The 13,570-nt window shown below is 59.1% G+C and carries 10 protein-coding genes and 1 tRNA gene; 7 read left to right on the plus strand and 4 right to left on the minus strand.

From position 1 onward, the window contains the following. Positions 1-129 precede the first annotated feature (129 nt). Positions 130-2,196 carry a YgiQ family radical SAM protein gene (locus ACNSPV_RS04075; protein ID WP_348584524.1) on the plus strand — a complete coding sequence of 689 codons (2,067 nt, stop codon included), beginning with the start codon at positions 130-132 and terminating at the stop codon, positions 2,194-2,196. After that, positions 2,169-3,311 (plus strand): ComEC/Rec2 family competence protein, encoded by a 1,143-nt coding sequence (locus tag ACNSPV_RS04080; protein WP_348584523.1) that lies wholly within the window; start codon positions 2,169-2,171, stop codon positions 3,309-3,311. The genes ACNSPV_RS04075 and ACNSPV_RS04080 overlap by 28 nt, the downstream gene beginning before the upstream one ends. A gap of 79 nt (positions 3,312-3,390) precedes the next feature. On the opposite strand, the gene ACNSPV_RS04085 is transcribed toward ACNSPV_RS04080, so the two are convergent. After that, a tRNA-Pro gene (locus ACNSPV_RS04085) sits at positions 3,391-3,463 on the minus strand. Positions 3,464-3,576: 113 nt separating this feature from the next. Then, positions 3,577-4,461, minus strand: coding sequence for a YitT family protein (locus ACNSPV_RS04090; protein WP_348584522.1), 885 nt, complete (start codon positions 4,459-4,461; stop codon positions 3,577-3,579). Positions 4,462-4,688: 227 nt separating this feature from the next. On the opposite strand from ACNSPV_RS04090, the gene ACNSPV_RS04095 reads away from it, so the two are divergent. Continuing rightward, a complete protein-coding gene (locus ACNSPV_RS04095) occupies positions 4,689-6,347 on the plus strand; it encodes a glutamine--tRNA ligase/YqeY domain fusion protein (protein WP_348584520.1) in 1,659 nt (552 codons plus the stop codon). Between the two features lie 21 nt (positions 6,348-6,368). Next, positions 6,369-6,758, plus strand: coding sequence for an FMN-binding protein (locus ACNSPV_RS04100; protein ID WP_348584519.1), 390 nt, complete (start codon positions 6,369-6,371; stop codon positions 6,756-6,758). A gap of 112 nt (positions 6,759-6,870) precedes the next feature. Here ACNSPV_RS04100 and ACNSPV_RS04105 read toward each other — a convergent pair whose 3' ends face one another. After that, on the minus strand, positions 6,871-7,542 hold the full coding sequence (locus tag ACNSPV_RS04105; RefSeq protein WP_348584517.1) for an Ig-like domain-containing protein: 672 nt from the start codon (positions 7,540-7,542) through the stop codon (positions 6,871-6,873). Between the two features lie 373 nt (positions 7,543-7,915). Continuing rightward, positions 7,916-9,214, minus strand: coding sequence for a phosphopyruvate hydratase (gene eno / locus ACNSPV_RS04110; RefSeq protein ID WP_348584516.1), 1,299 nt, complete (start codon positions 9,212-9,214; stop codon positions 7,916-7,918). Positions 9,215-9,609: 395 nt separating this feature from the next. Between eno and ACNSPV_RS04115 the strand changes: the two genes are divergently transcribed. The 3 genes from ACNSPV_RS04115 (at position 9,610) to ACNSPV_RS04125 (ending at position 13,566) form a co-directional block, all read left to right on the plus strand. Further along, positions 9,610-11,031: an MATE family efflux transporter gene (locus ACNSPV_RS04115; protein ID WP_348584515.1), complete on the plus strand. Its 1,422-nt coding sequence runs from the start codon at positions 9,610-9,612 to the stop codon at positions 11,029-11,031. Positions 11,032-11,296: 265 nt separating this feature from the next. Next, positions 11,297-12,517 carry an ABC transporter substrate-binding protein gene (locus tag ACNSPV_RS04120; protein ID WP_348584513.1) on the plus strand — a complete coding sequence of 407 codons (1,221 nt, stop codon included), beginning with the start codon at positions 11,297-11,299 and terminating at the stop codon, positions 12,515-12,517. Positions 12,518-12,687: 170 nt separating this feature from the next. Continuing rightward, entirely contained in the window at positions 12,688-13,566 is an 879-nt protein-coding gene (locus tag ACNSPV_RS04125; RefSeq protein ID WP_339395448.1) for a branched-chain amino acid ABC transporter permease, read from the plus strand. Positions 13,567-13,570 lie beyond the last annotated feature (4 nt).

The following is a 13,570-nucleotide window of genomic DNA, read 5'->3' on the forward strand; positions in this document are numbered from 1 at the left end:
TCTGGCGAAACCGGAAACTTTGCATGGACTGCCAAGGCCTCTCCCTTTGGGAGAGGTGGCAATGCGCAAGCATTGACGGAGAGGGCGAGGATGCTGCCCGTGTTCAACCAAGAATGAGGATATTAGCAAATGGACAACTCTTCCCCTAAGATCTACACCGAATTTCTTCCCATCAGCCGGGCCGATATGGAGGCCCGCGGGTGGGAGCAGCTGGACTTTGTGGTGGTGGGCGGCGACGCCTATGTGGACCACCCCAGCTTTGGCACCGCCATCATCAGCCGTCTGCTGGAAGCCGAGGGCTATAAGATCGGCGTGCTGGCCCAGCCCCGCTACACCGACTGTGAGGACTTCAAGCGGTTCGGCAAGCCCAAGTATGGCTTTTTCATCGGCGGCGGCAACGTGGACAGCATGGTCAGCCACTATTCCGTGGCAAAGATCCCCCGCGCCGAGGACGAATACTCTCCCGGCGGCAAGGGCGGTGCACGCCCGGACCGCAGCGCCACCGTGTACACCCGCCTTGCCAAGCAGGCCTATCCCGACCTGCCGGTGATCCTGGGCGGTCTGGAAGCGTCCCTGCGCCGCTTTGCCCACTACGACTACTGGCTGGACACCGTGCTGCCCAGCATTGCCGAGGACTCCGGCGCGGACATCATCAGCTTTGGCATGGGCGAGCACCAGACCGTGGAGATCGCCCGCCGCCTTGCCGCCGGGGAGCCGGTGGAAAGCATCACGGACGTGGACGGCACCTGTTACATGACCGACTTCGACCATCTGCCCGAACGCTACGTGGAGTGCGCAGGCTTTAAAAAGGTGGCGTCGGATAAGACGGCGTATGCCAAGGCCTGCCGCATCCAGATGGACAATCAGGACGTGGTCAGCGGCCAGATCATCGTGCAGAAGCAGAGCGAGAAGTATCTGGTGCAGAACATCCCCGCAAAGCCGCTGGTGCGCGGGGAACTGGACAAGGTCTATGCCCTGCCCTACACCCGCCGGTATCACCCCATCTACGAGAGCATGGGCGGTGTGCCCGCCATCCGGGAGGTGCAGTTCTCCATCATCCAGAACCGCGGCTGCTTCGGCGGCTGCAACTTCTGCGCCATCCAGCTGCATCAGGGCCGCCGTGTCACCAGCCGCAGCGCGGACAGCATCGTGGCAGAAGCGGAGCGCATGACCCACGAGCCGGATTTCAAGGGCTACATCCACGATGTAGGCGGCCCCACCGCAAACTTCCGCTTCCCCTCCTGCCGGGAGCAGATGCTGCGGGGCATGTGCACCGGCGGCAAGCACTGTCTTGCCCCCACCACCTGCTCCCACATGATCGTGGACCACAGCGATTATCTGAAGATCCTGCGCCGGGTGCGGGAGCTGCCGGGCGTGAAAAAGGTGTTCATCCGCAGCGGCATCCGGTTCGACTACCTGATGGCCGACCCGGACGACACCTTCTTCAAGGAGCTGGTGGAGTACCATGTGTCCGGCCAGCTGAAGGTGGCTCCGGAGCACTGTGCGCCCAATACGCTGGCCTACATGGGCAAGCCGCCCATCGAGACCTTCAACAAGTTCAAGGATAAGTTCTATGAGCTGAGCAAAAAGGCGGGCAAAAAGCAGTATCTTGTTCCCTACCTGATGTCCAGCCACCCGGGCAGCACCCTCAAGGATGCGGTCTATCTGGCGGAATATCTCTACAAAAACCACATGCGCCCGGAGCAGGTGCAGGACTTCTACCCCACCCCCGGCACCGTGAGCACCTGCATGTTCTACACCGGTCTGGACCCCTACACCCTGAAGCCGGTGTTCGTGGAAAAGACCCCCGAGGGCAAGGCACTGCAGCGAGCGCTGCTGCAGTACTACGAGCCCCGCAACGCCGAGAAGGTGGTCAAGGCACTGAAGATGACCCACCGGGAGGACCTGATCCCCCTGCTGGTGCCCGCCGCAGGCCGCCGCGCCATGCAGCGCTCTGCCCGCCGGGCCGAAGCCGCCGATGTGACCATCCACAATGACGGCACCTATACGGTGCGCCCGAACCAGAAGGGCCATAACGGCAAGCCTGCCCACGGCCAGAGCCGCGGCGCTGGACCGGCAGGCCGTGCGCCCAGCCCCGGCGCACGCTTTGCGCCCCATTCGGCACCTGCGCACAAGCCCAAAAACAATCAACAGAAAGAGAACGCAACGTGGAAAACTGGAAAGAAGAAAAAGTGACCCCGCATAAAAAAAGCCTGTGGCAGCGCCTTGCTGCGCTGGCCGCTGCCGCCGCGCTGGTACTGAGTCTTGCGGGCTGCAGCATGCCATCCGTTCCGGGTGGAAGCGCCGATGTGGTGCCGAACCCGTCCTCTGCCGCTGCGACGGTGGACACGGTGGATGCACCGCTGGAGGTGCATTTTATCGATGTCGGTCAGGCGCTGAGCGTGCTGGTGGAGTGTGACGGACAGTTCATGCTCTACGACGGCGGCAATGTGGACGACGGCAGTCTGGTGGTGTCCTACCTGCAGAGTCAGGGGGTGGAGCAGCTGGAATATGTGTTCTGCTCCCATGCCCATGAAGATCATGTGGGCGGTCTGGCTGCGGCGCTGGCCTACTTCCCGGCGTACCATGTGTACAGCCCGGTGACCGATGCCTCCACCAAGTGCTTTCAGGATTTTGTCAAGTACACCCAACAGCAGGGCCTGCAGGTAGAGGTGCCTGCCGTGGGCACCATGTGGCCGCTGGGCGGCGCCACCGTGACCATGCTGGGGCCGGTGGCACAATACAGCGACACCAACGATACCTCCCTCGTGCTGCGCATCGACTACGGCTCCACCAGCTTCCTGCTGACCGGCGACATGGAAAAGACGGCGGAGACCGACCTTGTGAACAGCGGTGCCAACCTCAGGGCCGATGTTCTTCAGGTGGGCCACCACGGTTCCAGCACCTCCACCAGCTACCTCTTCCTGAATGCGGTGCTGCCGGAAATGGGCGTCATCTCCTGCGGTGTGAACAACAAGTACGGCCACCCCCACGAGGAGACCCTGAGCATCCTGCGGGACGCCGGGGTGGATGTCTACCGCACCGACCTGCAGGGCACCATCACCATTGGTTCGGACGGCCAGAACTACACCGTGGGCACCGAGCACTTTGCGGCAGATTCCGCACTGAACCCCACCGACCCAGCGGCATCCAGCACAGCCCAGCAGACCTACATCGGCAATGTGAACAGCAAAAAGTTCCACCTGCCCAGCTGCCCGAACCTGCCGGCAGAGAAGAATCAGGTCCTGTTCTCCAGCTACGAGGAAGCCGTGGAAGCAGGCTATACGCCCTGCTCCAGCTGCATCAAATAAACTCGTCAGATCTGACGAGACAAAGAAAAACCCACGGAAAGACGAATTTTGCAACGTCAGACCGTGGGTTTTATTCATATCGGAGTGGCGAGACTCGAACTCGCGGCCTCCTGCTCCCAAAGCAGGCGCGCTACCAACTGCGCAACACCCCGGCATCCGGCGGCACTGCTGCACCGCCGGGATATAGTATATCGTTTTTTTGGCCGTTCGTCAATACGGCATTGTGCACCAATGGGGCAAAAACGGGCAGATCCTGCGCCTTCCCTTAATTAAAGGAGCGGAAGCCCTTGCCGATGATCTCGCTGGAGTTGACGATGGTGATAAAGCTCCGGGGATCGTTCTCGCGCAGGAAGTTGCGCAGCTGCAGTGCCTGACGGCGGGTCAGCACCGTGACCAGAACGCTGAGCTCGTGGTGGGTGTAGGCACCGTAGGCCTTTTCCACGGTAGCAGAGCGGTTCATTTCCTTGATGATGAAGTCCAGAATGGGCTGCGGGTTGGCCGTCACGATGGTGCACACCTTGCGCAGGCGGATGTTCTCGATGGCACCATCCACCACAAAGCTCTTGCCGATCAGGCCGAGGATACAGTACAGGCCGGTGCCCATACCAAACCGCCATGCCGCCGCCAGCACGATGAGGATATCGCTGACCATCAGGGCCTTGCCGATCTCCATAGAGGTATATTTTGCCAGGATCAGGGCCACAATATCCGTACCGCCAGTGGATGCGCCAATGTCGAACACGATGGCCGCGCCAAGCGCCGGCAGGAACACTGCGAACACCAGATCCAGCATGGCGTCACCGCTCATGGAAACGTTGACGGGATAGAGCCACTCGCACACCGACACGAAAAAGGACAGCGCAAAGGAAGAGTAGATCGTCCAGCCCATGGTCTTGATGCCCAGAAAGACGAAGCCCAGCACCACCAGGATCAGGTTGATGATCCACATGAAGCCGCCCACGTTGATCCGGGGGAACAGGTCTGCCAGCAGAATGGACAGGCCCGAGGTGCCGCCAAATGCAAAATGGTTGGGATTTTTAAAGTATACGATGCCGACCGCAGTCAGGATCAGGCCAAGGTTCAGCTCACAAAAGAAATTTAAATTCTTCAGCATATTTTTCCAGCTGAACACTTCTTTTAAACTGTTCATGGGGTTCCTCCTATTATAAACACGGCAAAATCCGCCTTACACCATGCAAAAATATACTCTCCTTCTCTGCCGGTGTCAAGGGATAGGACAAAAGTTGTGGAAAATAGGTATTTCTTTCTCCATGGGGAGCCTTTTATCGCTTTCTCTTGAAGAAATCGGCAGAATAGTGTATTATATAGTATTATGGAATATGTAGGCACTTTGTGCCTTTGACAGGGGGAAAACATATGGCAGATAAAAACTTTCTGACCGACATCATCGACGCCGATCTGGCCGAGGGCAAGATCCGCGAGATCCATACCCGCTTCCCGCCCGAGCCCAACGGCTACCTGCACATCGGCAGTGCCAAGGCCATCTATATCAACTGGTCCATTGCAAACCAGTATGGCGGCAAGTTCAACCTGCGTCTGGACGACACCAACCCCGCCCGCGAGGGTGAGGAGTACGTCAACAGCATCATCGAGGATCTGCACTGGCTGGGTGCCGACCCCAACGGCGGCATCTTCTACGGCAGCGACTACTTTGATAAATGCTACGAGTATGCCGAAAAGCTCATCATGGAGGGCAAGGCCTACGTGGACGACCTGACCCGCGACGAAATGCGCGAGTACCGCGGTGCCGACGCCGGCAAGCCCAGCCGTCCTTCTCCGTGGCGTGACCGCACCCCGGAAGAGAACCTGGATCTGTTCCGCCGGATGCGTGCCGGTGAGTTCCAGGAGGGCGAAAAGACCCTGCGTGCCAAGATCGATCTGGCCAGCCCCAACATGAATATGCGCGACCCGGCCATCTACCGCATCAAGTACGCCGAGCATCACCGTCAGGGCAGCAAGTGGTGCATCTACCCGATGTACGACTTCGCACACCCCATTCAGGACGCCATTGAGGGCATCACCCACAGCATGTGCAGTCTGGAGTTCGAGAACCACCGTCCGCTGTACAACTGGGTCATCGAGAACATCTTCGGCACCGCCTTTCCCAAACAGCGCGAGTTTGCACGCCTGAACATGACCAACACCGTCATGAGCAAGCGCTACCTGCGTGAGCTGGTGGAAATGGGCATCGTGGACGGCTGGGACGACCCCCGTATGCCCACCCTGTGCGGCCTGCGCCGCCGCGGCTACACCCCCACCTCCATCTTCACCTTCGTGCGGGAGGCCGGTATCTCCAAGTCCGACAACCTTATCGACATGCGCCAGCTGGAAGCCTGCATCCGCAGCGAGCTGGACCTGACCGCACAGCGCCGCATTGCCGTGCTGGACCCCGTAAAGCTGGTCGTGGACAACTATCCGGAGGACAAGACCGAGTACTTTGATGTGGCCAACAACCCCAACCGCGAGGCCAATGACACCACCACCCGCAAGGTGGCCTTCACCCGCGAGCTGTGGATCGAGAACGAGGACTTTGCCGAGGTCCCGCCTCCGAAGTTCAAGCGCCTGACCGTGGGCGGTGAGGTGCGTCTGATGGGCGCATACATCGTCAAGTGCGAGAGCGTGGAGAAGAATGCCGACGGCAGCATTGCCGCCATCCACTGCACCGCCGACCTTGAGACCGGCAACGGCAATCCCGCCGACGGCCGCAAGGTCAAGGGCACCATCCACTGGGTGAGTGCTGCCCACGCCGTGGACGCCGAGGTGCGCCTGTACGACAAGCTGTTCACCGAGGCCAACATGAACGCCATCCCCGAGGGCAGCGACTACAAGGACTACCTGAACCCGGAAAGCGTGGTGGCACGCAAGGGCTGCAAGCTGGAAGAAAGCCTGAAGGACGCAAAGCCCGGCGATAAGTTCCAGTTCGTGCGCACCGGCTTCTTTACCCCGGACAGCAAGAACCCGGGCGTGTACAACCGCGTCGTCACCCTGCGTGACAGCTTCAAGCCCGCAAAGTAATCAAAGGAGCATCCGCCTTTCATGAAAAACAAAATGACCCGGAACGTGATCCTCATGGCTGTTGTCACCGTTATCATGGCAGTTGCGCTCAGCCTGTACATCCAGAACACCGGCACCGTGCCTGCCGCCGACAACGCCGCCAGCCTGACCGATGGCACCTATACGTCCAGCGCGCAGGGCTACCTGAGTGATGTGACTGTCAAGGTCACGGTCACCGGCGGCCGGGTGACCGGTGTGGAGATCGACGCTTCCGGCGAGACTCCCGAATTGGGCGGCACCGCTGCCGAAGCTCTGGCAGCTGCATTGCTCAAGACCGGTTCTACCGCTGGCGTGGATGCTGTTTCCGGTTCCACTATGACCAGTCAGGCCATCTTTACCGCTATGGACGACTGCCTGCGTCAGGCTCAGTAAGCGGCAAAGCGCCTGCATCCCGGATCAATCCCAGGCATAGAAAAGGCCCCTGCGCGTCCTGCGCAGAGGCCTTTTTTCTGTTTTTCAACGCGCTGCCGCGTTTTCTCATTGCTTACTGAAAAAGATTGCGGAATGCGCCGCCGCTCTGCTGCTTCTGCACAGCCACAGCGCCGGTGTACACCTTACAGGTGGCGTTCCGGCCTTCCGGGGTGGACGCCGTAATAGTGGCTTCGCCTTCGCCCACAGCCGTCACTGTGCCGTTCACATCCACCGATGCCACCGCCGGGTTGCTGCTGCGCCATGTGATGGGCACTGCCGCCGGGTTTTCCACGGCCACGCTGGCGGTAAGAGCCGCCTTGCTGCCCATGTCTTCCAGATACAGGCGCGACTCGCTCAGGCTCACCCTGCCAATGTTGTTCGTCACCGTCACGGCACAGCTCAGGGTCGTGCCGCTTGCCGTATCGGCATACACGTTGGTGATGCCCTCCGCACAGGCAGTCACTACACCGTCCGGGCTTACGGTCACGATGGACGGGTCTGCACTGCGCCAGCTTACCACGCTGTCCCCTGCCGTGTCCAGCGACAGCTGCTCGTGGGGTGCGCGGTCGTTGTACTCAATGTTCAGATACAGAAACGTACGGTTCAGCCGTGCACTTTCCTCGCGGGTTGCCGGGCCGTTTTCGGCCATCCGATAGTTGGATGCAGCCGCCGCACCCAGCGGCACCGCCAGCAGAATGCCGCAGGCCAATGCTGCCGCAAACACCACAGACTTTTTGACTTTCATAAAGGTTTCCTCCCTTCGCGCTGCAATCTCTACAGCTTTCCATCCTTATAATACCCCATTTGTGTGAACTTTTCTAGTTATTTTGCGAATTTCAAGAGAAACAGCAGCAGCTTGAGCAGGCTGCCTTCGCCCAGCAGCTTGGAAAGCAGTAAAATAGCAGATGACATGAAGTTCTTCTCCTTTGCGTGATTCCGGACCAGCGCCCGCGCAAAGGGCAAACCTTCGGAGCGGTCTTCCGGGCCGTTCTGCCAGAGATACGTCCGGGCCGCACAGAAGATTGCAGGAAAAAATTGGCAGCCTCTAAAACAAAAAGCACCCATACCGCCGAAAAAGCAGTACAGGTGCCATGGGAGCAGTTGGCGCGATGGGCCGCTCAGCGCTTCACGTTGAAGGCTGCCATGCCGGGGTAGACCGCGCTGCCGCCCAGCTGTTCTTCGATGCGCAGCAGCTGGTTGTACTTTGCCACACGCTCGGTACGGCTGGGAGCGCCGGTCTTGATCTGGCAGGTGTTCAGAGCAACGGCCAGATCAGCAATGGTGGTGTCCTCGGTCTCGCCGGAGCGGTGAGAGCTGATGGCGGTGTAACCGGCCTTATGGGCCATCTTGATGGCCTCCAGCGTCTCGGAAACAGAACCGATCTGGTTCAGCTTGATCAGGATGGCATTGCCGGCACCCAGCCCGATGCCCTTGGCCAGACGCTCGGTGTTGGTCACAAAGAGGTCGTCGCCCACCAGCTGGACCTTGCCGCCCAGCTCGCGGGTCATCTCCTGCCAGCCCTCCCAGTCCTCTTCATCCAGACCGTCCTCGATGGAGATGATGGGGTACTTTTCCACCAGACTCTTCCAGTGTGCGATCAGCTCGCTGGAGGTGAACTCGGTGCCTGCCTTGGGCAGCTTGTAGAAGCCCTTGCCCTTGGGGCTCTTCCACTCGGAGGAAGCAGCGTCCATTGCCAGCATGAAGTCCTTGCCGGGCACGTAACCGGCCTTTTCGATGGCGGCCAGAATGGTCTCAATGGTTTCCTCGTCGCTGGACAGGTTGGGCGCAAAACCGCCCTCATCGCCCACGGAAGTAGCCAGACCTCTGGCCTTCAGGATGGAAGCCAGCGCATGGAACACCTCCGCGCACCAACGCAGCGCTTCCTTGAAGGAGGGCGCACCCACCGGCATGATCATGAACTCCTGCGTATCCACCGTGTTGGTGGCGTGTGCGCCGCCGTTCAGAATGTTCATCATGGGCACGGGCAGACGGTTGCCGTTTACGCCGCCCAGAAAGCGGTACAGGGGCATTTCCAGAGAAGCGGCTGCGGCGCGGCAGGCGGCAATGGAAACGGCCAGAATGGCGTTTGCGCCCAGATTGGATTTATCCTTGGTGCCGTCGGCCCGGATCATGGCGGCGTCGATGGCGTAGATGTCGGAAGCATCCATGCCCACCACTGCGTCCGCAATGACCGTGTTGATGTTTTCCACAGCTTTGGTCACGCCCTTGCCCAGATAACGGCCCTTATCGCCGTCCCGCAGCTCCAGCGCCTCGAACTCGCCGGTGGATGCGCCGGAAGGTGCGCAGCCGCGTGCCACGGTGCCGTCGGCCAGCGTGATCTCCGCTTCCACAGTGGGGTTGCCGCGGGAGTCCAGGATCTCGCGGCCTACAACAGATTCAATTTCCAGATAGTTCATCTCGAAAACCTCCTGAATATCATTTCCTTCCCGGTGCTGCCCGGGCGGGCAGACGGGTGGCTGCCCGTTTGGATAGTTGCGTCTAACTAACCATGAATATCCTACCACGCTTTGTGCCCCGGTGCAAGAGCCGGTGCGCATGTTTGCAGGCATAAACTTTTGACCGGACGCAAAACAGAGGTCTCGCGGCCGTCAGAACGCAGCTGCGGCACCGGACAGGGGAGAAAAAGCGTATGGATAGTCTGCCCCTTTTGCAAAGCAGGGATGCGTTGTACTAACCATGTAAATTTCGTATGGCAGATATGCCAAAATTTCTCTTTACTTTTTGGCAGGGTCATTCTATACTCTGTTTTGGTTCGGATCATGTTTTTTACAGGATAGAGGAGGATCTACATATGAATAAGGATCTGACGGTAGGCAAGCCGTCACAGGTTTTGTGGCAGTTCTGCCTGCCCATGTTCGGCAGCATCATTTTCCAGCAGCTGTACAACATTGCCGACAGCCTTGTTGCCGGCAAGTTCATCGGCGAAAACGCATTGGCTGCTGTGGGCAACAGCTATGAGATCACCCTGATCTTCATTGCATTTGCTTTTGGCTGCAACATCGGCTGCTCGGTCATCGTGTCCCGCTATTTTGGCGCCAAGGATTACGACGAAATGAAGACCTCGGTCTACACCTCGCTGATCGGCTCTGCGGTGCTGTGTGCGGTGCTGATGCTGATCGGTCTGGTGGGCTGCCACGGCCTGCTGGAGCTCATCAACACCCCGGAGGAGATCCTTGCAGATTCTTCGCTGTATCTGGATATCTACGTGCTGGGCCTGCCCTTCATGTTCTTCTACAACATCGCCACCGGCATCTTCTCCGCTCTGGGCGACAGCAAAACACCCTTCTACTTTCTGGCAGTCTCGTCCCTGTCCAACATCGGCGTGGACATCCTGTTCGTGGCCGGTTTCAAAATGGGCGTAGCCGGTGTGGCATGGGCCACCTTCCTGTGCCAGGGCGTGAGCTGCGTGCTGGCTATGGTGGTGGTGTTCCGCCGCATCGGTGCCTTCAAGTCCACCCACAAGGTGGTGCTCTTCTCCTGGAACATGCTGGGCAAGGTGGCCATGGTCGCCATCCCCAGCATTCTGCAGCAGAGCTTCGTCTCGGTGGGCAACATCATCCTGCAGAGCGTCATCAATACCTTTGGTGCCAGCGTCATCGCCGGTTACTCCGCAGCGGTCAAGCTGAACAATATGGTCATCACCTCCTTCACCACTCTGGGCAACGGCATTTCCAACTACACCTCCCAGAACATGGGTGCCGGCAAGATGGACCGTGTGCACGAGGGCTTTGGTGCAGGCCGCAATCTGGTGTGGATCATCTGCGTGCCCATCGTGCTCCTGTACTTCTTCTTCGGCCGCTTCCTGCTGCTGCTGTTCATGAATGACCCGCAGGGCCCGGCCATCGACACCGGTATGCTGTTTTTGCGCATCCTGTCTCCCTTCTACCTCGTGGTGTCAGTCAAGCTGGTCACCGACGGCATCCTGCGCGGCTGCGGCATGATGGTGCGCTTTATGATCGCCACCTTCTCCGATCTGATCCTGCGCGTTGGCATTGCCATCGTGCTCAGCAGCACCGCGCTGGGCTCCACCGGCATCTGGATGGCATGGCCTGTGGGCTGGTGCATCGGCACCGGTCTGTCGCTGGTGTTCTACTTTACCGCCATCCGCAAGGTCCTTGCAGAGTCTCCGGCCAAAGCGGAAGCAGCGGGCGAAGCTGCCGGGGCGCGTGCAGAGGCTGTGTTTGCCGCAGACGCCGAAATGGAGATCCTGTAACCCTTTTGCAATTTGTGAATTGGATTCACCTGACGCACAAATGAAATGAACAACTTGAAATAGTGCACAAAAACATCTGTGTGGTTTTAGCTATTTTGTCAACAAAGTCCACAAACGGAAGCCAAAAGTATGGACGGTTTGTGAATTGCGCATTTGCGGCGGTGGGTCTATAATATTGATAACGAAGCAAGGTCGCTTTGAGGGAAGGGGCCTTGCTTCCGTTTTTATAATTGAATCACGAATGTTCCCAAGGAGGAAATTCACTATGAAAAAGATGATTTCTCGTCGTAATTTTCTGGCCGCTGCTGGCGTTGTTGCTGCAGCCGGCGTTCTGACCGCCTGCGGCGGTTCTTCCAGCAGCACTGCTGCTTCCGCTGCTGCTTCCACCGGTGCTGATGCTGCCGCTTCCGGCGACACCATCAAGGTCGGTGTTCTGGGCCCCATGACCGGCGATGTTTCCGTTTACGGTCTGGCTGTCATCAACGGTGCTACCCTGTACCTGAAGCAGGTCAACGAAAAGGGCGGCATCAACGGCAAGCAGCTGGAGATCGTCACCATGGATGAGCAGGGCGATGCAACACAGGCTGTCACCTGCTTCACCAAGATGTGCGATCAGGGCATCACCGCACTGGTGGGCGACGTTACCACCACCCCGACTCTGGCAGTTGCTGCCGAGAGCGCAGACTACAACATGCCCATGGTCACCGCTTCCGCTACCGCCGAGGCTGTCACCTACGATGCCGAGACCGACACCGTGAACGAGAATGTGTTCCGCGCAACCTTCACCGACCCGTTCCAGGGCATCAAGATGGCTGACTACGCTTACCAGAAGCTGGGCTACACCAAGGCCGCTGTCATCTTCCAGAAGGGCGCTGACTACAACGAGGGTCTGGCAGAGAACTTCGTCAACGAGTTCGAGAGCCTGGGCGGCACCATCGTCGATCAGGAGACCTACTCCGAGGGCGATGTGGACTACAAGACCCAGCTGACCACCATTCTGGGCAAGGCTCCCGAAGTGGTGTTCTGCCCCAACTACTATCAGGAAGTCGGTCAGATCCTGGCTCAGGCTGAGAGCGTCGGTCTGGCAGTTCCCTTCCTGGGCGGCGACGGCTGGGATGGTCTGGAAGGCTACGCAACGGCCGACCAGCTGAAGGACGCCTACTTCTGCGCAAACTACGCAAAGGGCTCCAACCCCGACTTTGAGAACGCATACAAGACCGAGTACGGCGAGGAGTACCCCAACGGCTTCGCTCCTCTGGGCTACGATGCTGCCATGACCGTTGTCTACGGCATTCAGGCTGCTGAGGATGCCGGTCTGGCTGCTGGCGATGACGACTACAAGCAGGCCGTCATCGACGCCATCGCAGGCGGCACCATCGATGGCATCACCGGCACCTTCACCTTTGATGAGCACCACAACCCCGTCAAGCAGACCGCTATCCTGTGCTTCGACGGTGCAACCCCCGTTCTGAAGGAAATGTTCTGATCTGCTTTGATCCTGCGCGCCGGTGTGCGGCATGAAGGCAGCACTCAGAAATAAATGACCCATTGCGGAGACCGCCGGAACAGGTTTTGCTCGGCTGTCTCCGCTTTTTTGGTAAAAAAGTGTATCCCAAAAGGCGGGTCCTCCGCCGCAAAGAAAGGAAGTATCAGTCCATGACAGTGTTTTTTAGCCAGCTGATCAACGGCCTGTCCCTTGGCAGCATCTATGCACTGATCGCACTGGGTTACAGCATGGTGTACGGCATCATCCTGCTGCTGAACTTTGCCCATGGCGATGTCATCATGGTTGGTGCATACATGTCCTGGTTCGTGATGAACCAGCTGGGCCTTGGCCCGGTCACCGCTGTGTGCGCCACCATCATCACCTGCACGCTGCTGGGTGTCGTGATCGAAAAGATCGCCTACACCCCGCTGCGCAACGCGCCCCGTATCTCCCTGCTGATCACTGCCATCGGCGTGTCCTTCTTCCTGGAGTACACGGCTGAGCTGATCCTGGGTTCCGGTGCAAAGGTCATTCCGGCCTACTACACCAACCAGACCTTCCGCATCGGCTCTGTGCCGCTGGGCCTCACCTCCATCATCACCCTGCTGGTCACGGTGCTGTCCATGCTGGTGCTGACCTTTCTGGTGCAGAAGACCAAGCTCGGCAAGGCCATGCGCGCCGTCTCTGAGGATATGGACGCTGCCCGCCTGATGGGCATCAATGTCAACAGCACCATTTCCTTTACCTTTGCGGTGGGTTCCGCTCTGGCCGGCATCGGCTCGGTGCTGTACTGCTGCTCTTACCCGCAGGCAACTCCCACCATGGGCTCCATGCTGGGCCTGAAGGCCTTCGTTGCAGCCGTTCTGGGCGGCATCGGCTCCATTCCCGGTGCCATGATCGGCGGCATTGCCATCGGCCTGTGCGAGTGCTTTGTTTCCGCCATCGGCCTTTCCGCATGGAAGGATGCCGTCACATTTGCGATCCTGATCATTGTGCTGCTGGTCAAGCCCACCGGCTTCCTTGGCCGCAAGGTTCAGGAAAAGGTGTAAGGAG

The organism is Faecalibacterium sp. 3 (assembly GCF_048323735.1).
Taxonomy (GTDB): Bacteria; Bacillota; Clostridia; order Oscillospirales; family Ruminococcaceae; genus Faecalibacterium; species Faecalibacterium wellingii.